Raw genomic sequence first — 19,106 nt, 5'->3', positions numbered from 1 at the left:
GATCCCGGCTCCTTCCGTATTAAAACGTTCGTTTTCAACGTGATAGCGTGATATGGATACAACCGGATGACCGCGTCCTCAAATTCATAGAAGATAGGCTGTAGATAATCATGGAATGGTTGTTATTAGTAATACTGGGCTTTGTGGCAGCGGTCATCGGCAGCGTCATGGGTCTCGGCGGAGGTATCATCATTGTACCGGCTCTGCTCGTACTCGGGAGCTGGACCGCGATCCTGGAGGGGGTCACGCCCCAGACAGCGGTTGGAACTTCGCTGCTCGTGATGATTTTTACGGGATTGTCCTCGACCCTCGCCTACATGAAACAAAAAGTCGTGGACCTGCAGAGCGGGTTGATCTTTTTTATCGGCAGCGGACCGGGAGCGCTGTTCGGCGTATGGCTCAATAACCGAATTGACGTCGACGCGTTCATGATTGCGTTTGGCTGTTTCATTGTCCTCGTATCCTTTATACTGATGATACGTAAATACATTAAACCGATACCCCTCCGGCCGAGAGGCATCCGCCGGACGGCGCTGGAACTGGATGGCACGACACGGGAGTACGGCTACGAACCCGCTGTCGCGGTACCGATTGCTTTTCTAGTCGGCATGTTTTCCGGTCTATTCGGGATCGGCGGCGGGTCTTTGATGGTGCCGGCCATGATCATTTTATTCGCATTCCCGCCGCATATGGCTGTTGCGACCTCGATGTTTCTCGTGTTTCTTTCGGCACTGGTCAGCTCCGTCTCCCACATGGCGCTCGGAAACGTGGACTGGCTTTACGCACTGGCGCTCATACCCGGTGCATGGTTCGGCGGTCAGGCAGGGGCCTGGATCGGAAAGAAATTAAAGAGTGATACGCTCGTTCTTGCTCTGCGGATCGTACTAATTGTGATTGGACTGCGTTTGATTTATGAAGGACTGATGCAATGATGTTTACACAAAGGAGAGGGCCGTAGATGACAACATTGACGATTCTGCATACGAACGATCTGCACAGCGAGCTGCAGCGGTGGCCGAAAGCGGCATCGATCCTGCGCCGGCAGCGGCAGGCGGCTCTCGACAGCGGACGCGAGACGCTGCTCCTGGATATCGGCGATCATGCTGACCGTGCCCACCCCGTAACGGAAGGGCTTGCCGGCAGGGGCAACATCCGTCTGCTGAATGATCTCGAATACGACGCGGTCACGATCGGCAACAATGAAGGCATAACGTTTGCTAAGGAGGACCTGGACCACCTGTATGATGAGGCGGATTTTGAGGTGCTGCTTGCGAACGTGAAAGATGGTGCATCCGGACTCCGCCCTTCCTGGTGCATCCCGTGGAAAATCCATACGCTGAGCGACGGAACGAGGATTGCCATGATCGGCTTAACCTTTCCGTTTTATGCGTTTTATCAGCAGCTCGGCTGGCAGATGGAGGATCCGCTGGAAGTGCTCGGGCGTTTCCTTCCGGAGATGAAACAGCAGTCGGACTTTATCATCTGCCTGTCTCACCTGGGTCTCCGTCTCGACGAAAAAATGGCAGCCATGTATCCAGACGTCGACCTCTGCCTCGGTGCGCATACACATCACGTTCTGGAGGGCGGTAGAAAAATCAATCAGACGTGGGTGCACCAGTGCGGACGAGGCGCCTCCCATGTCGGAGAAATCACGATCGATACGTCGGGAGGCAGACCGGAAGTCGTCCACATCGAAACACATGAAACGGAACAGCAGACGCCGGACCGTCGAACGTCGGACCTGCTGCAGCAGGTGGACCGGGAAGCAGGACTTCATCTCCGCCTGCCTGTAGCGCATCTGCAGGACGGTCTTTCTTTGTCCTGGTATGAATCCTCCCCGTTCGCCGCCGTCGCTGCAGAGGCAGTCCGGGACTGGTGTCAGGCGGATGTCTCCATGTTCAACGCCGGACTGCTCCTGGAAGGACTCCCTTCCGGCGAGGTGCATAATGGTCATCTTCACGCTGTTTGTCCGCATCCGATCAATCCGGCCGTTCTGCATGTGACCGGAAAAGTGCTGAAGCAGCTGATGAGAACATCGTCCCAGGAAAAAATGATAAGATACGCATTGAAAGGCTACGGCTTTCGTGGGAAAATACTAGGATATACTATGTTTCAGTCCAAAACGGAGAACATGACGTCAGCCAGTGTGATAGAAAAAGAACATTACAGGCTGGCTGTGCCGGATCTGTTTACCTTCAGCCACCTATATCCCGAGCTGACGGAAGGGTATGAGGTCACCTATTTCATGCCTGAATTTTTACGGGATGTGCTCCGATGGAAATTGAGCAGCATGAATGGAAGCAAAGGAGTTGTTGAGGTTGAAGCTCGTGCCGCTGCACCGTCTCAAACAGGACGAGAAACTGGCGAAGGCGATTTATAAAGAAGATGGACGGCCCCTGCTTCAGATCGGTGCTGTACTGACAGAGCGTCTTGTCGAAAGGCTGGAAGAAAAAGGGGTCACGTTTGTCTATGTTCAGGAACCAGGGACAGAAGATATTGAAGCAGAGGACGCCATCGATCCGCGGATACGCGCTGCGTCGATCAAGACCATCCGCGAAAATTTCGAAAATGCCGGGAAACAACTGGCGCTGGGCAAGTCTGTCAATATCGATGACATGAGTGTCTCCTTCAGTTCCATCGTCGACCAGGTGATGCAGGAAATCCTCCACAAAAAAGAGGCGGTCACCCTGCTCTCCGATGTGGTTGCACACGACACGTATGTGTTTCATCACTCGCTCAATGTCGCCGTCTACGCCCTGTCATTGGGAAAATCGCTCGGTTTGAACCAGGAAGAGCTCCATAAGCTTGGTATGGGAGCTGTTCTTCATGATGTCGGCAAGATGAGTCTCCCGCTGGAAGTGTTGAAAAAACCGGGGAAGCTGACAGACGAAGAGTTTCAGATCATTAAACATCATACAACTGCGGGTTTTGATATTCTCAGGAACAGCCATACGATCTCGCTCCTGACAGCCCACTGTGCCTACCAGCATCATGAACGTCTGGATGGAAGCGGCTATCCGCGGAGCCTGAACGCATCGGATATCCATGCTTTTGCCAAAATCATCGCTATTGCAGACGTCTTCGATGCTGTCACGTCCCACCGCAGCTACCGTCAGGCGATGCTGCCGCATGAAGGACTGGAAGTCCTCTACAGCGGTGCCGGTACCCAGTTTGATCAAAAAATGGTGGAAACATTCTCCAGGACCGTGGCGGTATACCCGCCGGGACTGGAAGTAGAACTGAATGGCGGTCGTACCGGGATCATAACGCAGAAGAATACCGGCATTCCGCAGCGCCCGCTCGTCCGGATTACGCACGAAGAAGGCGTGCCCGTCACAGCGTATGAAGTGGATCTCAGTGAAGACTTATCAAGCATGATCGTCTCCTGTGAAACAGCTCTCGATCAGCGGACAGGTTTAAGAGGAGGGTAAAGATGAAGCAGTATCAGGAATTATGCCGGCACGTGCTGGAAAACGGCGTAGAGAAGGAGGACCGGACAGGCACCGGCACCATCAGTACGTTCGGCTATCAGATGCGGATGGATCTCTCCGAAGGCTTCCCGCTGTTAACGACAAAGAAAATGGCGGTCAAAGCGATGATCCATGAGCTGCTCTGGTTTATTCAGGGCGACACGAATGTCCAGTACCTGCAGGAAAACGGGGTGCGTATCTGGAATGAATGGGCGGATGAGAACGGCAGTCTCGGTCCTGTCTACGGACGGCAGTGGCGGAGCTGGCCCGATCCGAACGGGGGAGAAATCGACCAATTGAGGCAGGTGGTCGAAGAAATCAAATCCAATCCGGATTCCCGGCGTCTCGTCGTGAACGCCTGGAATGTCGGGGAGCTGGATCAGATGGCGCTGGCGCCGTGCCACTGCCTGTTCCAGTTTTACGTCGCGGACGGCAGACTTTCCTGTCAGCTGTATCAGCGTTCCGCCGACGTCTTCCTCGGTGTGCCTTTTAATATCGGATCCTATGCGCTCCTCACCTTGATGGTTGCGCACGAATGTGGTCTGGAACCGGGGGAGTTCATCCATACATTCGGGGATGTGCATATTTATTCTAATCATCTGGAACAGGTAAAAACACAGCTGCAGCGCGATCCGCGCCCTCTGCCACAGATGCAGCTGAATCCGGATGTACAGCGTCTCGAAGATTTCCGGTTCGAGGATTTTGAGCTGACCGGCTATGACCCGCATCCTGCGATTAAAGGGAAAGTATCGGTATGATTACGATGATCGCGGCGATGGATGAGAACAATGTCATCGGAAGAGACGGAACGATGCCGTGGCACCTTCCGGCAGACCTGCGCTTCTTCAAAGAACGGACGATGGACAAAAAGATCGTGATGGGTCGAAAAACGTTCGATTCGATTGGCAGAGCCCTTCCGGGACGTCATCATATGGTGCTGACGAACAACCGGAACTGGAGCCATGAGAACGTGACCGTCCTGCACGAAGCAGAAGAGGTAAGGCGGGAAGCGGAAGAAGAGGAAGTCGTTATCTGCGGCGGTGCGGTTCTCTATGAAAAATTTCTTCCGTATGCAGACAGACTATACATTACAAGAATCCACGATACGTTTAAAGGAGACACCTTTTTCCCGGAATGGGACGAAGCAGGCTGGCACGTGGTTGAAAGCCGGGAAGGGCCGGTAGACGAGAAAAACGTGCATCCGCATACGTACATGATTCTGGAGCGGAAGGTTGACGTATAAGAGAAAACCGTGATATATTTTCTCCGCTGAAAAAAGAAGCATAAGTCCCCGCATCTCTGCGGGGGAGAGGCGCGGTTCTGATCAGTACCCGGCGGGAGCCTTAAGCAGGCAGTGATCCCGGGAAAAGGCAGAACCGCCGAAGTGCAGCAGTAAGGCTTATCTGCTGCGCTGGGCTTAAGTTGAACAAGCTTAAGACTGCCGCGCCTGAGAGGGTGCGGAGCGCTGCCCTGATTGAGTTGCAAGGACGTTCCAGTCTGTGGACCCGTTCTGCAGGCTTTTTTTTGTTTGTATAAAAGAAAGGAGCAAAGGAACATGACAGAAACAATATGGTCGCTGCTGCCGCCCGTACTTGCCCTGGTACTTGTCCTGGTGACGAGACGAGTACTGATATCCTTAGGAGCTGGTATTGTGGCAGGGGCACTCATGATTCATGCCGGTGCGGAAAACGTCGTTACTGCAGCGGCAGCAGATGTGTCATCAACGGTCATCGGGATATTCTGGGTGGACGGCAGCGTGAATACGTGGGAACTTTACATTCTGCTGTTTCTCTTTATCCTCGGGATGATCGCAGCGCTTCTGACCGCAGCCGGTGGAGGCCGTGCCTTTGGGGAATGGGCGGCAGCAAAAGTCCGCACCCGCCGGGGAGCCCAGTATACGCCGGCGGTCCTCGGTATTATTATCTTTATTGATGACTATTTTAACAGTCTGACGGTCGGAAATGTCAGCCGGCCGCTGACGGACCGTCACCGCGTGTCGCGTGCCAAACTTGCCTACGTCGTGGATTCGACCGCCGCTCCTATGTGCGTGATCTCGCCGGTGTCCAGCTGGGGTGCCTACATCATTACCATTATCGGCGGTATTCTGGCTACGCACGGCGTTGCGCAGTACGGTGCTCTGGAAGCGTTCGTACTCATTGCACCGATGAATTTTTATGCTCTTCTCGCCATTCTGGTCGTCTTTGCAGCGATATTCTGGAGAGTCGATATCGGTCCGATGAGAACGCATGAGGATCGAGCCGTAACAAAAGGAGAGCTGACGGACGTCACAAAAGGCAGTGTACCAGGGGATCATCAACAGCAAGAACGGGCCGCAGGACGCGTGTATGACCTGCTGCTGCCGATCTTCATTCTGCTTGGTGCTGTTCTCTTCTTCATGCTCTGGACAGGAGCAGCGGCGACAGAAGGGACTGCCGGCATTCTGGATATGTTTGAGAATACGGATGTGGCAGCAGCCCTGCTCTATGGCGGGTTGATCAGTCTTGCCTCCGCTATTGTCATCGCTCTTCGGCGCAGGCTCACCGCAGCTCATCTCGGGGAGGCGCTCGGTAACGGGATGAAATCGATGCTGCCGGCCGTTTATATTCTCCTATTTGCCTGGACGATCATCGAGGTGATTGATGCACTCGGAACCGGCGTCTATTTGGCGGATCAGGTTGGTGGAGCGGTGCACCCAGGTTTCCTGCCGGTCATCTTATTCCTGACGGCCGGATTCATGGCGTTCAGCACCGGGACGTCCTGGGGAACGTTTGCTATTATGCTTCCGATTGCGGGAGACTTTGCAGCTTCGGTGGATATTTCACTGATGCTGCCGCTGCTTGCTGCTGTTCTGGCCGGCTCGATTTTCGGGGACCATTGTTCTCCGATTTCTGATACGACGATACTGTCTTCCACAGGCGCAGGAAGCCACCACATTGATCACGTCTGGACGCAGCTTCCTTATGCCGTGCTGACCGCTGGTGCATCCGCAGCTGCTTTTCTGCTGCTCGGCTTCACTGGCAGCGTCCTGCTCGGACTTGCAGCCGGGACAGCTGTTGCGCTGGGAACCCTGTTTTTCCTCCGGCCGAAAGACAAACCCGCGGCAGCCTGACTACTGCCTGCTTAAAGGCAACGGGGATAACAACGCAAAGCCAAGAGGGCCCTTACCATGATGTGGTAAGGGCCTTTGTGCAAGTATAAGAAAGCATAAGTTTTCATACAGGGGGACGGCGGCTTCATGCGCTGCACGGGAAGAAACAAAAACGTCTTCTTCCCTCAAAAGGCTTGCAGCGCTTCCGCACGCCGTTCCGACCAAAAGGCGCTTTGCGCTTTTGTTCCTTTGTAGGAAGCTCTGTGAAAGGCTGGTGTTGATATAAAAAGGACGCCTGCGGCTCCGTTTTCTCCGCTTGCCACGGAGAATTCTTCCGCGGTCCCTTCCTTTCGTCCGGGATGATTGTCACGCTTTCTTTTCCGCAGGCGTCTGAACAAAAGCGCGAGCGCCTTTGTGCTCCTTATCAAACCACGAGCCTGCAAATAAAGAAGGTTCAGCGTAGATGAAGACATCGGATTGCAGGAGCACGCGATCGGCAGTGCGTCAGTCGTCCGCTGAAAGCAGGAATCACAGAGAGCTACTGCCTCTTAGAAGGAAGGGAAAACACCCCGGTGCCTCGGCATTTACGTTAGCTGCTCTCTCCTCGTTTGTTATTAAAGGAAAATGAATTGCCGCTCTGACTCCCTTTTTCTCCATCACGCTGACGCATTGATGGAGTGAAGTGACCCATTCTCACGACTGTTTTCAGTGTAAAATAAATATTCCGAAAATTCTTTGACATTTTCACAAGCTGACATTATAATGAAATAGCAAAGCGGATAGATAATTAAGGAAGGAAGAGGGGAGGGACGACCCGGTCCACACAGCGTAGTCCATCACACCATGTACTTATTCAATACAGAATGTTAAAGGGGGAGTATACTTATGGAGACAAGAGAACAGTTTGCGACGAAACTGGGCTTTATTCTTGCGGCTGTCGGTTCAGCAGTCGGGCTGGGAAATATCTGGCGTTTTTCCTATGTTGCGGGGGAAAGCGGCGGTGCAACGTTCTTATTAATTTATGTTATCTGTATTTTCCTGATTGGTCTGCCCGTGCTGCTTGCGGAGTTCTCCATCGGCCGCCGTGGACAATCGGATGTCGTTGGATCGTTTAATAATATCGCTCCCGGGAAACCCTGGGTCATTGCCGGTATCCTTGGAGTACTGACTTCTTTTCTCATCCTCTCGTTCTACGGCGTTATTGCAGGGTGGGTGCTGTACTACTTCTTCTCCTTTGTCACCGGCCAGGCAGGCGGCATTGAGCAGGAAGGGTACGGCGAGTTTTTTGAAGCGTTTATCGGAGGCGGGCTCTCGCCTGTCATCTGGCAGTTTATTTTCATGGCACTCGTGCTTGGAATCGTTTTCTTCGGTGTCAAAAAAGGCATCGAGCTTTCCAATAAAGTGTTTATGCCGCTTCTGGCACTCATCTTGATTTTCCTTGCCGGCTACAGCCTGACGCTGGATGGCGCAGGAGAAGGTCTGGCATTTCTGTTCTCTCCAGACTGGACAGCCTTTGGGGACTTCAACGTGTGGTCCGCAGCGATCGGACAGGCCTTTTTCACCTTGTCTCTCGGTATGGGTGCGATGATTACGTACTCCTCTTACCTGAGTAAACAGGCGAAACTGCCATCCGCAGCGGGCGGCGTTGTTGCTCTTGATACGCTCTTCGCGATCGTAGCCGGTATCGTCATTTTCCCGGCTGTGTTCACCTTTGCGAGCGTGGAGCCAGGAGACGGTCCTGGCCTCATCTTCATCGCACTGCCGGAAGTATTTAACCTCATGGGTGGCGGGGGAGTCATTTTTGGTATCTTCTTCTTCTTCCTCGTTGCGATTGCGGCGCTTTCTTCCGCCATTTCTCTGCTGGAGGTAAGTGTATCCTATGTCATGCGTCAGCTGAACTGGAATCGACGGAAGGCAACACTGCTTGCAGGTGTCGCTGTAACTCTGTTTGGTGTTCCATCCGCTCTGAGTCAAGGTGGACCGATTCCTTTCGACTTCCTGGATCTGGTTGATACAGTGACCGACCAGTACACCCTTCCTCTCGGTGGATTTATTATCGCCCTGTTCGTCGGGTGGGGTTGGAATAAAGTTGACGTACTGAAGGAAACAGGCCTGACCGATACGACTATCGGCTTGATCTGGATCTGGTTCCTGCGGATCATCGCACCGGTAGGTATTCTGCTTATCCTTATTCAAAACGTCATCTCTGCCATTACTGGTTAATGGCATCATGAACCATAAGGGAAGGAGCTGTCTGATCACAGGCAGCTCCTTTTTTTGTGTGATAGGAATGTATACGTTCTCAGTCGGACGCCTGTCAATCGGCGCTGTTCTCAACAACCCTCGCGCGGCGAGGAGGATGTTCGGACGGTGTTTTTCACTCTGGCATCGCCGCCCTTCACTGCTGAAAAAAATTCGTTTTTGTTTTTTCTTTTCAGAGAGATTCCTAGGTGTCATTTGCAAAGCGTCTGAGCACGCCTAAGTCTATTCACCCAATATGTGAATGAGAACCGGTTTTTATCGAGGGAGAAAGCGGCCCCATGCGCTGCGCGGGAAGAACGAAGAACTTGTTCCTCCCTCAACAAGCCTGTGGTACAAGCTGTTACGCGCTTGTGACTTGGGAAGAGAAGGCGTACGAAATGACTGAATAACCGCGATCAAAGGCGGTCTTTAACAGAGAATGGCAGCTGAAAAAGACAGAATAATCCGGCAACGGAGGATGCGGCCTTTCTTTCTTGGTGGTGTGCCCCGGGGTGTGGTAAAGTGAATATAGTGAAAATATAAACATAGAAAAAGGGGCGTGACCTTCGTGGCGAAACAGGAAGAATATCTCCGCAAGCCCGAGTGGTTGAAGATAAAGCTGAATACAAATGAATCGTATACAGGACTGAAGAAACTGATGCGCGAGAAACGCCTTCACACAGTTTGTGAAGAAGCGCGCTGTCCAAATATTCACGAATGCTGGGCGGAAAGAAAAACGGCGACGTTTATGATTCTTGGTGATGTATGTACACGTGCATGCCGTTTCTGCGCAGTCAAGACGGGCCTGCCGAATGAACTGGACTGGGGCGAGCCGGAACGTCTTGCCGAATCCGTTCAAGTAATGGGTCTGCGTCACGTCGTTATCACTGCGGTGGCACGAGACGACTTAAAAGACGGCGGCGCTGCAGTATTTGCTGAAACGGTCAGAAAAGTACGTGAATTGAATCCCGACACGAGTATTGAAGTGCTGCCTTCTGATATGGGTGGTAAGGAAGAGAATGTCAGTACCCTGATTGAAGCGAAGCCGGATATTTTCAATCATAATATCGAGACGGTCCGCAGCCTGACCCCTCGTGTCAGAGCACGTGCGACATATGATCGTACTCTCGGTGTTCTGAAAACGTCCAAAGAACTCAATCCGTCGATTCCAACGAAATCCAGCCTGATGATCGGGCTTGGTGAAACGAAGGAAGAAATATTGGAAGTCATGGATGACCTCCGTTCGGTCGATGTTGATATCATGACAATCGGCCAGTATCTCCAGCCGACGAAATCGCATCTGAAAATCAAAAAATACTGGACGCCGGAAGAATTCGCCGAGCTGAAAGAAATCGCACTGGAGAAAGGCTTCAAGCACTGCGAAGCTGGACCGCTCGTCCGCTCTTCCTACCATGCTGACGAACAGGTGAACGCAGCAGCAAAAGCATAATCGTCTCGCACGTATGGGCCGTCTGGAGCACTGCTCCGGACGGTTCTTCTCTGTTTTAACGTTATCGATGCGGAACCGCATCCCTGCCTGTCCGGCAGATCCTCGGCACAGGCGGAAGAAGGATTGAAATTTCGACAGGAATGCGGCATGATTAGAAGAGAAAGGCAGGTGGACGGACGATGTTGAAAGTACAAGGGCACACGTATGAAGTAGTGGAAAACTTCCGTGATGGATGGTCGGAAGAGGCGTTTAAAGAACGATACAGCGACATCTTGAATAAATATGATTATATTGTCGGTGACTGGGGTTACGATCAGCTCAGGCTCAAAGGGTTTTTCGAGGATCACCACCGCAAATCGCCGCAGGATGCGAAAATCAGTTTTCTGCACGAGTACTTGTACGAGTACTGTAATTTTGGCTGTGCGTACTTCGTCGTAAGAAAAGTGAAGCAGTCCCATGCCAAAGAAGAAGGCAAAGCGGAGGAACATCCGGAAGAGCCTGCACAGGTATAACCGGTCGTTATTAACGCAGGAATAATCTAGTCCTGCCAAACAAAACAAACCGGCGTGTGATGTCACGGAGTGAAAAAAGACGCTGGGACAACAGTTCTCCAGCACGTGAAAAACGCTTTCGACGACCCATGTAGGTTCGTCGAAAGCGTTTTGTTTGTAAGAAATGGTTCTAAAAAACATGTTGGGGTAGAGGTTCATGTCCGTGACATCTTTTCTTCCGTTTCAGTCGGACGCTTGCCAAGTGGCGCTGCCCTCCATTCTCCTCGCAATGCGAGGAGGATGTTCGGACGCCGCTTGATCCCTCTGGCGTCGCCGCCCTTCCATACTGAAAAGGGTTCGTTTTGTTTTTCTTTTTGGCTTTGTTAAAGCCTAGTGTTGTTATAACAAAAGTACGCCTGCGGCTCTTTTTTCTGGTTCTAAAATACATGTTGGGGTAGAGGTTCATTTCCGTGGCATCTTTTCTTCCGTTTCAGGCGGACGCTTGCCAAGGGGCTTGCCCTCCACTCTCCTCGCGTTGCGAGGAGGATTTTCGGACTGCGCTTGATCCCTCTGGCGTCTCCGCCCTTCACTCCTGAAAAGGGGTCGTTTTTGTTTTTTCTTTTCAAAGAGAATCATAGGTCCGCCATTTGAAAAGCGTTTGAGCATTCCTAAGCCTAATCAGCCCAACATGTGAATGAGAACCTTTTTTCTTCGCTTGCCGCGGAGACATCCTTCCGCTCTCCCTCCCTTACGTCCGGGAGGATCTTCACGCTTTCTTTATCCGCAGGCGTCTCGAAAAATAGCCTGGGCCTGCTCCGTTTCATAAACGTTTCTTTTCTTTCAGAAGGACGCAGCGAAGACCGGCGGACGCCTGTGGAAGAAGGAGATGGGAAGATCCCGCAGGGCGTTAGACCGAGGAAGCTGGAGATTTCCTCCACGGCAAGCCTGCCGAGTTGCAGCGGCGTTTTCTGTCATTATCAACAATAAACAATAACAGAGCTTTCTTTTTAAAGAGCATCCCTGAGCCTGCTCAACATGGGGATGAGAACCTTAAAATATAGGAATGTTTAAGTTCTCATACAAGAAGAAGACGGCTTCATGCACTGTACGGGAAGAAAGAAAGCCTCTTTCTTCCTCCAAAAGCCTGTGGCCTGCGCTGGTCCGACGAAAGGCGTCCTTGCGGGGCGGGCAGTCTCCATTGTTGCCGCATCGGGGATAACGGAGCACCGCTCTGCCAGCGTCGGTTCCGTGACATCAATCGGTTTCGATTAAATGCGGCTTTTGATTCAGCCGGTGATGAGCTTTGATATAACGAACCGTCCCTGTCTTGGCTCTCATGACGAGGGTGTCTGTTTCCACCAGATCCTGTCCGAGAAAACGGACCCCTTCCAGCAGCTCCCCTGTGGAAACTCCGGTTGCTGCAAAGATAGCGTCATCGCTTTTGACGAGGTCATCGAGCATCAGCAGAGCCTGGGGATCGTGCAGTCCCATCTTCCGGCAGCGCTCTGCCTCTTCTTCATTGGAAGGCACAAGACGGGCCTGCATGTCCCCGCCGAGCGCCTTAATCGCAGCGGCAGAAATGACGCCTTCCGGAGCTCCTCCTGTACCGATAAAGAGATCAATCCCGGTTCTTGGCATGGCGGTTGCGATAGAAGCACCGACATCGCCGTCCCCGAAAAGTTTCACCCGGGCGCCTTTCTGCTGGACGCGTTCGACGAGCTCCTGATGACGCTCCCGCTCCTGAATGATCACGGTCATATCCCGGACCCGCTTATCATTCATTTTCGCGGTGATATCGATCGTTTTTTCGATAGGATCGTCCAGTCGGACAAGGCCTGCCGCTTCCGGTCCAACCACGAGTTTCTCCATATACATATCCGGTGCATGCAGCAGGGCGCCCCGTTCAGCGATAGCAATGACGGCCATCGCGTTCGGGTGGCCTTTCGCTACGATATTCGTTCCTTCGAGCGGGTCGACGGCAATATCCACTTCCGGCCCCTCTCCGCTGCCGAGTTTCTCTCCTATGTACAGCATGGGTGCCTCATCCAGCTCGCCTTCGCCAATGACGACGGTCCCGTTCATGCTGATGGAATCGAACATCGTGCGCATGGCTGTCGTCGCAGCATCATCTGCTTCATCTTTTCTTCCTCTTCCCATCCACTGTGCCGATGCCAGGGCTGCAGCTTCTGTTACTCTTGCTGTTTCCAGTGCTAACTCCCGATCCATTCTGATTCCTCCAAATCTGTCTGCTGAGCGTGTATAATAGTATCCGTGAAGTATTTTACCTTCATTATAGTATCAAACATCACACACAATTGGAACGCAGGAGCCGTAGTTTTTCACACTTTTTTCGTGTCTGCGCTTCCAATGTGACATACTAAAGGAGGCGTATTTCGATGTATTTTGTGGATCGTTCGCTGCTGGAGCAGCGTCTGGCATATATTGATGAACTGCAGGAGCTTCTCAGCAGAGCAGACAGCAGTTCCACTCTGGATCGGCTGGCGCTCGAGCGTGCCTGTCATATGCTGATTGAATCAATGATGGATACGGGCAATCAGATCATTGACGGGTTTATTATGAGAGATCCCGGCAGCTTTGAGGATATTGTCGATATCATGGTGGATGAAACGGTGCTGACAGAAGAGGAAGGGCATGCAGTACGACGGCTGCTTCCATGGCGGAAAGAACTGCTGCAGCAGTATCACACGCTGGATCACGCTGCCCTGATGAAGGCCTTCCGTGCCGAAGAAGCTGTGCTGAGGGCTTTCCCGGCTCAGGTGAAGCGGTACCTTGAACAGGAAATGGGGCCGGTATCGGCGTTTATCCCGAAAAAGGAGGAAGATGAATGACTCAGTACCAAGGCTACCTGCTGGATCTCGACGGCACGATGTATCGAGGAGACGAGGTTCTTCCCGGCGGGGCTGACCTCGTGCGGCGTCTTGTGGAAGCGGGGATTCCTTATCGTTTTATAACCAACAATTCATCCAAAACGCCGGAAGAAGCAGCAGACAAATTGACGCAGATGGGCATTGCGGCTGCAGCGGACCATGTGATCACCTCCAGCATGGCAGCAGCAGACTATCTCCTCCGCCGGCATGGGACGGTCCGAGTTTTTGCGGTCGGAGAGCGTGGATTGTTTCATGCCTTAACGAGGGCAGGGCACCAGTTGACCGAGGATCGTCCCGATGTGGTGGTCATTGGTATCGACCGGGAGATCACGTATGAAAAACTCGCCGCAGCGTGCCTCTTTATTCGGGACGGGGCGGCATTTATCGTCACGAATGCCGATAAAGCCATTCCTACAGAACGAGGGTTGATGCCTGGAAACGGGGCCCTTGCTGCCGCTGTGGAGACATCAACTGGGCAGGCTCCGGTGGTGATTGGAAAGCCGGAAGAGCCGCTGACGACGACTGCGATGGCCTCGCTTAATCTCCCGAAAGAACAAGTAGTGCTGGTCGGGGACAATTATGATACGGATATCTCTGCAGGATTTGCCGCAGGCATCGACACGCTGATGGTGCTGACAGGATTGACCAGCCGTGAGGAGTTAACACAAAAACAGCAGCAGCCAGACTACGTCGTCGACGATTTAACAGAATGGGAGGTTGTCACATGAATAAGCCAGTCGTGTACATAACGAGAACATTACCCGAAGCACAGCTTCAGACGCTTGCAGACCATGCGGAGATCCGGATGTGGAAGGAAGCCGATATTCCCGTACCGGAAGAGGTCCTTGCAGCCGAGGCCGCGGAAGCGGATGGCCTGCTGACGATGATGAGCGATCCGGTGACGGACGAGCTGCTGGAGAAGGCGCCGAAGCTGAAGGTCATTGCAAACATGGCGGTGGGATATGACAATATCGACATGAAAGCGGCGGATCGTCACGGTGTTTATGTCTGTCACACCCCGGATGTTCTGTCAGATACAACGGCTGATCTCGGCTGGACGCTGCTGCTGGCTTCTGCGAGGCAGGTGACGTCGGCAGCAGACTACGTCAAAGCAGGCAGATGGACCGGATGGGGTCCGTTCATGTTCGCCGGGCAGCAGGTGCATCAAGCAACCATCGGTATTATTGGTATGGGCAGTATTGGCACAGCTGTGGCGAGAAGAGCACGCGGGTTCGATATGACGATTTATTATCACAACCGGAGCCGGAATGCGGCTGCCGAGGAAGAAACCGGTGCGGTATGGATGGAGAAAAACGATCTACTGGAAAACGTCGATTTTGTCGTATTGACCGCTCCGCTGACAGAGGAGACGAAAGGCATGATCGATGCGGAGGCACTGGAGCGGATGAAACCGACTGCTCATCTGATTAACATCGCGAGAGGGCCGCTTGTAGACGAAGCGGCGCTGGAGAATGCGTTGAGAGAAAAGAAGATAGCAGGCGCAGGGCTTGATGTGTTTTCGAATGAACCGATAGGGGCGGACCATCCGCTGCTGCAGCTGGAAAACGTGACAGCACTGCCGCACATCGGAAGTGCAGCAGTGCCGACACGACAGACGATGATTGAACTCGCGGGACTCAACATCAAGGATGTCCTTCAGGGGACCCAGCCGCGCACCGCGGTTCCGGAGCACCGGGAAAAGCCACCGCGGTCCTGAAGGAGAATGCATGCGGTCCAACCTTGACACTCCCACCCCTAAAGGGGCAAGCTCTACACCTCACGGTGTGGCGAGTGGGATTCTTGAATGATTAAGCGTTCGCAGTCCATTTCTGCTTTGAACAACCTTCAAGGTTAGGGTGTGTCATCACCCCTCCTGAGACAGACCGTATAGGTTCTCAGGCTGATTGACTATTACCATCAACCACAGGTGCATAACGAATATTCATCGCACCGACTCGGTCACGATGTGTTTCAAATCCACATGAACACTTGTATAAGCGATCTTTAGCTTTATTCTTTTTTGTGCAGTTCGGGCAAATCTGACTCGTATAACGTGGATCAACGTATTCAACTTGGACGCCTGCAAGGTTAGCCTTGTATTCAATGAATTGAGACAGGCGATAGAATGACCATGTGTGCAGGTTCTTTTCGTTTTTACGGCTTGTTCTTGCCGTCTGTCGAATGTTCGCTAATTTCTCCAAACGTATGACAGAAATATCGTGTTCTATTGCAAAGTCAATGATCTCACGACTTATTTTATGGTCTTGGTTTTTCATCCACCGCTGTTCCTTGTCATCGAGGTTGCGAATCGCTTTGATTTTCTTTTTCTCCCCCAACTTCTTTCGTACAGAACGAAACGCTCTTTTCTTGTATTTGTTTTCCCTGCCGTTGCCAAAGAAACGGGTCTTGCCACCGTCTGTTACTGCAACAGCAGGAACTTTCAAACCTAAATCAACGCCCATTTCTTTTGAACCTGTTCGTTTTTCAACGGGAATGGTAACCGCAATTTGAGCCATCCACTTGCCTGCTTTTTGTGTGATCCGAAGCGTTCCTAGTTTATGCGAGAGCAGATGACCGATACGATCCTTTTTATCAGAAAAAGCGCAACGGATCGCTGTTTTTGTCGCCTTCCCGTCTACCATCAAAGGAAAAGATAAGTGTTTCTGATCCACTGTATAGTTTTGATTGTTCCATATGCACGCAGGTTTTTTTAACACAGGAATACGCTCGTACTTGCTTTTCTTCACCTTCTTAAAGACACTTTTCGCATCTTTAATCGCCTGATTTTTAACGGCGCTCGGAAGCGGAACCTCAACGTCTTTGCTCGTCTTCTTTGTGCTTGCTTGGCTCGTCACCATTTCGGCTATAAGAGTATTGATTGTTTCAATGTATGCTCGGCTCATTGTCTGCAAGATAAGGGCTTGTTCCTTTGTTGGAAGCAATTTGATTTTAACAGTGATCGTTTGTTCCACGTTTTCACCCCCTTGTTTTTTGTTGTTCGACATACCTTTTTATGGTTTCTTTCGATACTTCCCCAGCGGTTGAAACGAAATACGAACGAGTCCATAAACTAGGCAAATGTTGAAGATGCGGAAATTCTTCTCTTAAGGTTTTGGAAGTCACCCCTTTGATTTTCGCCATCATATCGGATGGACTTATTGTAGGAAGGGCATGAAGAAATAAATGTGCATGATCCTTGTCACACTCCATCGCAAGAATAGCGATGTCCTGCTTGTGACATATTTCTTCCACCAACTCCTTGAAGCGGTTTTCCACGTCATTCCGAAGGAATATTTTCCTTCGATAACGAGGGCAGAATACAAAATGATAGTTTAACAGAGAGACAGTAGTATTGGTTTTTCTATATTGATTTTCCATAATGATATTGCATCAGTTTAATTTATTTACTGCAACATTTCCGCCGAGAAAAACGAACGATTCATCCTACGATTTAAACCGTAGGCTTTCTCGTTCGGAAGTCTGTAAAAAAGGCTGCCGGTCAAGAGGGTTCCCTCTGTCCGGCAGCCTTTATATCAATGTAGCTTAAAATACTTGTTCCAGCTCTGTGAATCCTGGTACTTCTTCCAGCAGGGCACGTTCGATACCCGCCTTCAGCGTGATCGTTGAACTTGGGCAGGAGCCGCATGCTCCCATCAGACGTACTTTGACGACGCCTTCTTCGATATCCACCAGTTCTACGTCACCACCATCACGGAGCAGAAATGGGCGTAATTTATCCAGTACTTCTTGAACCTGTGACTCCATCGTTTCTGTTGTCATTGCATACACTCTCCTTTCCTTTGCATCCCATTATAGTATGTAAGAGAAAAAAAATCTACGGTTACGGCTTGAATGGCCCAACGCATGATAAAATGAGCAGAAGGAAGGAGGCGGTGGCCTTGATGATAACCGTGTATGGTGCCGAGCAGAAGTGCGCTTCCTGTATCCACCTCCCGAGTGCACGCGAAACGATGGAGTGGCTGGAAGCCGCAGTTTCAAGAAAATTTCCGGACACTCGTATCCAGTTCCATTACTGTGATATTGAGCGGCCGGAAACCGAAGAAGAACAGCAGTTTGCTGAGAAAATTCTTGAAGAGGATTATTTCTACCCCCTCGTTGTGCTGAATGGAGAAGTGATCGCAGAAGGCGACCCGCGTCTGCCGACTGTGTTCCGGCATGTCGAAACCGCAGCAGAAAAACAGATATAAAAGAAACCTGTTCAACCGCTGCAGCATGGGAGAGGGAGGGGAGTCCAGAAGCAGGCTCTTACCTTCCATGAAAAAAATCGCGCCGGATGATTTCCGCGGCGCGATTTTTCTCTTCTCTATTAACGGCTTGACTGCCGACCTGCCTGAGACCGTTTCCGGTTTCCTGCGGGCCAGAAACAGATACTACCCCGAGTGATGTTTATACATCCAGAGTACACCTGATTTTAACACGCGCGGCACACGCCCGATCAGCTGTCGCTCACCCATGAGGCCGAAGCCGTGTTTCTTGCCGAGGGAGCCGAGTACTCCTTTAAGCTTCATGCGCGGCATCTTCTGCGGAAATGCTTCACCATGCCATTTTTTTACGAGAAGTACCGCGATCTGATCTCCTTGTGCTTCCGCCAGTTGTGCACTCGGTGCATGCTCGGAGGAAGCACAGTCCCCGACAAAGAAAACATTTTCCCAGCCCGCTGGCTGATGATACTGGCTGACAACCACGCGCCCCATGCCGTCTGTCTCCAGCTCATACGTATTCGTCAGCTCGCGGACCAGCTTGTTCGGCTGGACGCCGGCTGTCCAGATAATCGCATCGAGCTCTTCCGGTTCACCATGGTTGTAGAGCGTCTTCCAGTCGACTTCGGTGATGTTGGCCCGATTGATGATCGTGATGTTGTTTTCGATGAACCAGTCTGTCACGTAGTTATAGAGTTTAGGCGGGAACATAGACAGAATGTTTTCGCCGCGGTCATACAGGCGGATTTCCATGTCTGTGCGGCTTTCCCGCAGCTCACTTGCCGTTTCAACGCCGCTGAGCCCGCCGCCGACAATCGCCACACGTCCGCCGTGGGGTACGTTTTGAATGATCTGATTGGTTTTGCGGGCACGGCGCATGCTTTGAATACTCAATGTTTTTTCCTGGGCACCCGGTACGCCGTGGTGCTTGTCTTCGCAGCCGAGCCCGATCACGAGATCATCGTAGCTAAGCGGTTCACCAGACTGCAGTTCGACTTTCTGATTGGTCAAATCAATATTCGTTACGGTATCGCAGACATGTTCCAGGCGCGCATCTTCCGGAAAGGAAATGCGAAGATGCCGGTCTGCAACCGTACCGGCAGCCAGTGCGTAAAATTCAGTTTTCAGACTATGATAGGCTTCGCGTTCAACCAGCGTAATCTTCATCTCCGGCGCCTGCTTATCCGCCAGGAGCCGCTGGATGACACGGAGCCCTCCGTAGCCACCACCCAGTATCACAAGATGATGCACGGGATCC

18 protein-coding genes and 1 riboswitch are annotated in these 19,106 nt (G+C 51.9%); of the genes, 13 read left to right on the top strand and 5 right to left on the bottom strand.

Annotation, left to right across the window (positions count from 1 at the left end; genetic code table 11):
• The first annotated feature begins 110 nt into the window (after nucleotides 1-110).
• From G477_RS0108585 to G477_RS19115, 9 genes are all read left to right on the top strand, one after another.
• Nucleotides 111-932 carry a sulfite exporter TauE/SafE family protein gene (locus tag G477_RS0108585; RefSeq protein ID WP_026697610.1) on the top strand — a complete coding sequence of 274 codons (822 nt, stop codon included), beginning with the start codon at nucleotides 111-113 and terminating at the stop codon, nucleotides 930-932.
• A 26-nt stretch (nucleotides 933-958) separates the two neighbouring features.
• Nucleotides 959-2,380, top strand: a complete 1,422-nt coding sequence (locus G477_RS19120; protein WP_051287833.1) for a bifunctional metallophosphatase/5'-nucleotidase — start codon at nucleotides 959-961, stop codon at nucleotides 2,378-2,380.
• Nucleotides 2,328-3,431 carry an HD-GYP domain-containing protein gene (locus G477_RS0108575; protein WP_245575449.1) on the top strand — a complete coding sequence of 368 codons (1,104 nt, stop codon included), beginning with the start codon at nucleotides 2,328-2,330 and terminating at the stop codon, nucleotides 3,429-3,431. Before G477_RS19120 ends, G477_RS0108575 begins: the two co-directional genes overlap by 53 nt.
• 2 nt (nucleotides 3,432-3,433) lie before the next feature.
• Nucleotides 3,434-4,228, top strand: coding sequence for a thymidylate synthase (locus tag G477_RS0108570; protein ID WP_026697608.1), 795 nt, complete (start codon nucleotides 3,434-3,436; stop codon nucleotides 4,226-4,228).
• Nucleotides 4,225-4,713: a dihydrofolate reductase gene (locus G477_RS0108565; protein WP_026697607.1), complete on the top strand. Its 489-nt coding sequence runs from the start codon at nucleotides 4,225-4,227 to the stop codon at nucleotides 4,711-4,713. The genes G477_RS0108570 and G477_RS0108565 overlap by 4 nt, the downstream gene beginning before the upstream one ends.
• A 56-nt stretch (nucleotides 4,714-4,769) precedes the next feature.
• A riboswitch (Lysine riboswitch) is annotated at nucleotides 4,770-4,946 on the top strand.
• Nucleotides 4,947-5,025: 79 nt separating this feature from the next.
• A complete protein-coding gene (locus G477_RS0108560; RefSeq protein WP_026697606.1) occupies nucleotides 5,026-6,579 on the top strand; it encodes a Na+/H+ antiporter NhaC family protein in 1,554 nt (517 codons plus the stop codon).
• 864 nt (nucleotides 6,580-7,443) lie between these two features.
• Complete coding sequence (locus G477_RS0108550; RefSeq protein WP_026697604.1) at nucleotides 7,444-8,781, top strand: sodium-dependent transporter; 1,338 nt, start codon at nucleotides 7,444-7,446, stop codon at nucleotides 8,779-8,781.
• Nucleotides 8,782-9,367: 586 nt separating this feature from the next.
• Nucleotides 9,368-10,249, top strand: coding sequence for a lipoyl synthase (gene lipA, locus G477_RS0108545; protein WP_026697603.1), 882 nt, complete (start codon nucleotides 9,368-9,370; stop codon nucleotides 10,247-10,249).
• A gap of 179 nt (nucleotides 10,250-10,428) precedes the next feature.
• A complete protein-coding gene (locus G477_RS19115; protein WP_051287831.1) occupies nucleotides 10,429-10,761 on the top strand; it encodes a YutD family protein in 333 nt (110 codons plus the stop codon).
• Nucleotides 10,762-11,994: 1,233 nt separating this feature from the next.
• Here the strand turns inward: G477_RS19115 and glpX are convergent.
• Entirely contained in the window at nucleotides 11,995-12,966 is a 972-nt protein-coding gene (gene glpX / locus G477_RS0108535; protein ID WP_026697602.1) for a class II fructose-bisphosphatase, read from the bottom strand.
• Nucleotides 12,967-13,136: 170 nt separating this feature from the next.
• Between glpX and G477_RS0108530 the strand changes: the two genes are divergently transcribed.
• The 3 genes from G477_RS0108530 to G477_RS0108520 are packed head-to-tail and all read left to right on the top strand — an operon-like array spanning nucleotide 13,137 to nucleotide 15,345.
• Nucleotides 13,137-13,589 (top strand): DUF86 domain-containing protein, encoded by a 453-nt coding sequence (locus G477_RS0108530; protein WP_026697601.1) that lies wholly within the window; start codon nucleotides 13,137-13,139, stop codon nucleotides 13,587-13,589.
• A complete protein-coding gene (locus G477_RS0108525) occupies nucleotides 13,586-14,356 on the top strand; it encodes a TIGR01457 family HAD-type hydrolase (RefSeq protein WP_026697600.1) in 771 nt (256 codons plus the stop codon). The genes G477_RS0108530 and G477_RS0108525 overlap by 4 nt, the downstream gene beginning before the upstream one ends.
• Nucleotides 14,353-15,345, top strand: coding sequence for a 2-hydroxyacid dehydrogenase (locus G477_RS0108520; RefSeq protein ID WP_026697599.1), 993 nt, complete (start codon nucleotides 14,353-14,355; stop codon nucleotides 15,343-15,345). Before G477_RS0108525 ends, G477_RS0108520 begins: the two co-directional genes overlap by 4 nt.
• 178 nt (nucleotides 15,346-15,523) lie before the next feature.
• On the opposite strand, the gene G477_RS0108515 is transcribed toward G477_RS0108520, so the two are convergent.
• The 3 genes from G477_RS0108515 to G477_RS0108505 form a co-directional block, all read right to left on the bottom strand.
• Nucleotides 15,524-16,600 (bottom strand): RNA-guided endonuclease InsQ/TnpB family protein, encoded by a 1,077-nt coding sequence (locus G477_RS0108515; protein WP_026697598.1) that lies wholly within the window; start codon nucleotides 16,598-16,600, stop codon nucleotides 15,524-15,526.
• Between the two features lie 4 nt (nucleotides 16,601-16,604).
• Nucleotides 16,605-17,006, bottom strand: coding sequence for an IS200/IS605 family transposase (tnpA, locus tag G477_RS20920; protein WP_026697597.1), 402 nt, complete (start codon nucleotides 17,004-17,006; stop codon nucleotides 16,605-16,607).
• A gap of 165 nt (nucleotides 17,007-17,171) precedes the next feature.
• On the bottom strand, nucleotides 17,172-17,408 hold the full coding sequence (locus G477_RS0108505) for a NifU family protein (protein WP_026697596.1): 237 nt from the start codon (nucleotides 17,406-17,408) through the stop codon (nucleotides 17,172-17,174).
• A 122-nt stretch (nucleotides 17,409-17,530) separates the two neighbouring features.
• Between G477_RS0108505 and G477_RS0108500 the strand changes: the two genes are divergently transcribed.
• Nucleotides 17,531-17,836 carry a YuzD family protein gene (locus G477_RS0108500; RefSeq protein WP_245575448.1) on the top strand — a complete coding sequence of 102 codons (306 nt, stop codon included), beginning with the start codon at nucleotides 17,531-17,533 and terminating at the stop codon, nucleotides 17,834-17,836.
• Nucleotides 17,837-18,019: 183 nt separating this feature from the next.
• Here G477_RS0108500 and G477_RS0108490 read toward each other — a convergent pair whose 3' ends face one another.
• Complete coding sequence (locus tag G477_RS0108490) at nucleotides 18,020-19,099, bottom strand: NAD(P)/FAD-dependent oxidoreductase (protein WP_026697594.1); 1,080 nt, start codon at nucleotides 19,097-19,099, stop codon at nucleotides 18,020-18,022.
• Between the last annotated feature and the right edge of the window lie 7 nt (nucleotides 19,100-19,106).

It is taken from the genome of Alkalicoccus chagannorensis DSM 18086, assembly GCF_000429725.1.
GTDB lineage: Bacteria > Bacillota > Bacilli > Bacillales > Salisediminibacteriaceae > Alkalicoccus > Alkalicoccus chagannorensis.
This window is presented reverse-complemented; position numbering and strand designations above follow the sequence as displayed.

Excerpts from the sequence above, each read along its gene's own strand:
- G477_RS0108585 (WP_026697610.1), top strand. The coding sequence starts at position 111 with ATGGAATGGTTGTTATTAGTAATACTGGGCTTTGTGGCAGCGGTCATC.
- G477_RS19120 (WP_051287833.1), top strand. The coding sequence starts at position 959 with ATGACAACATTGACGATTCTGCATACGAACGATCTGCACAGCGAGCTG.
- G477_RS0108570 (WP_026697608.1), top strand. The coding sequence starts at position 3,434 with ATGAAGCAGTATCAGGAATTATGCCGGCACGTGCTGGAAAACGGCGTA.
- G477_RS0108565 (WP_026697607.1), top strand. The coding sequence starts at position 4,225 with ATGATTACGATGATCGCGGCGATGGATGAGAACAATGTCATCGGAAGA.
- G477_RS0108560 (WP_026697606.1), top strand. The coding sequence starts at position 5,026 with ATGACAGAAACAATATGGTCGCTGCTGCCGCCCGTACTTGCCCTGGTA.
- G477_RS0108550 (WP_026697604.1), top strand. The coding sequence starts at position 7,444 with ATGGAGACAAGAGAACAGTTTGCGACGAAACTGGGCTTTATTCTTGCG.
- G477_RS19115 (WP_051287831.1), top strand. The coding sequence starts at position 10,429 with ATGTTGAAAGTACAAGGGCACACGTATGAAGTAGTGGAAAACTTCCGT.
- glpX (WP_026697602.1), bottom strand. The coding sequence starts at position 12,966 with ATGGATCGGGAGTTAGCACTGGAAACAGCAAGAGTAACAGAAGCTGCA.
- G477_RS0108530 (WP_026697601.1), top strand. The coding sequence starts at position 13,137 with ATGTATTTTGTGGATCGTTCGCTGCTGGAGCAGCGTCTGGCATATATT.
- G477_RS0108525 (WP_026697600.1), top strand. The coding sequence starts at position 13,586 with ATGACTCAGTACCAAGGCTACCTGCTGGATCTCGACGGCACGATGTAT.
- G477_RS0108520 (WP_026697599.1), top strand. The coding sequence starts at position 14,353 with ATGAATAAGCCAGTCGTGTACATAACGAGAACATTACCCGAAGCACAG.
- tnpA (WP_026697597.1), bottom strand. The coding sequence starts at position 17,006 with ATGGAAAATCAATATAGAAAAACCAATACTACTGTCTCTCTGTTAAAC.
- G477_RS0108505 (WP_026697596.1), bottom strand. The coding sequence starts at position 17,408 with ATGACAACAGAAACGATGGAGTCACAGGTTCAAGAAGTACTGGATAAA.
- G477_RS0108500 (WP_245575448.1), top strand. The coding sequence starts at position 17,531 with ATGATAACCGTGTATGGTGCCGAGCAGAAGTGCGCTTCCTGTATCCAC.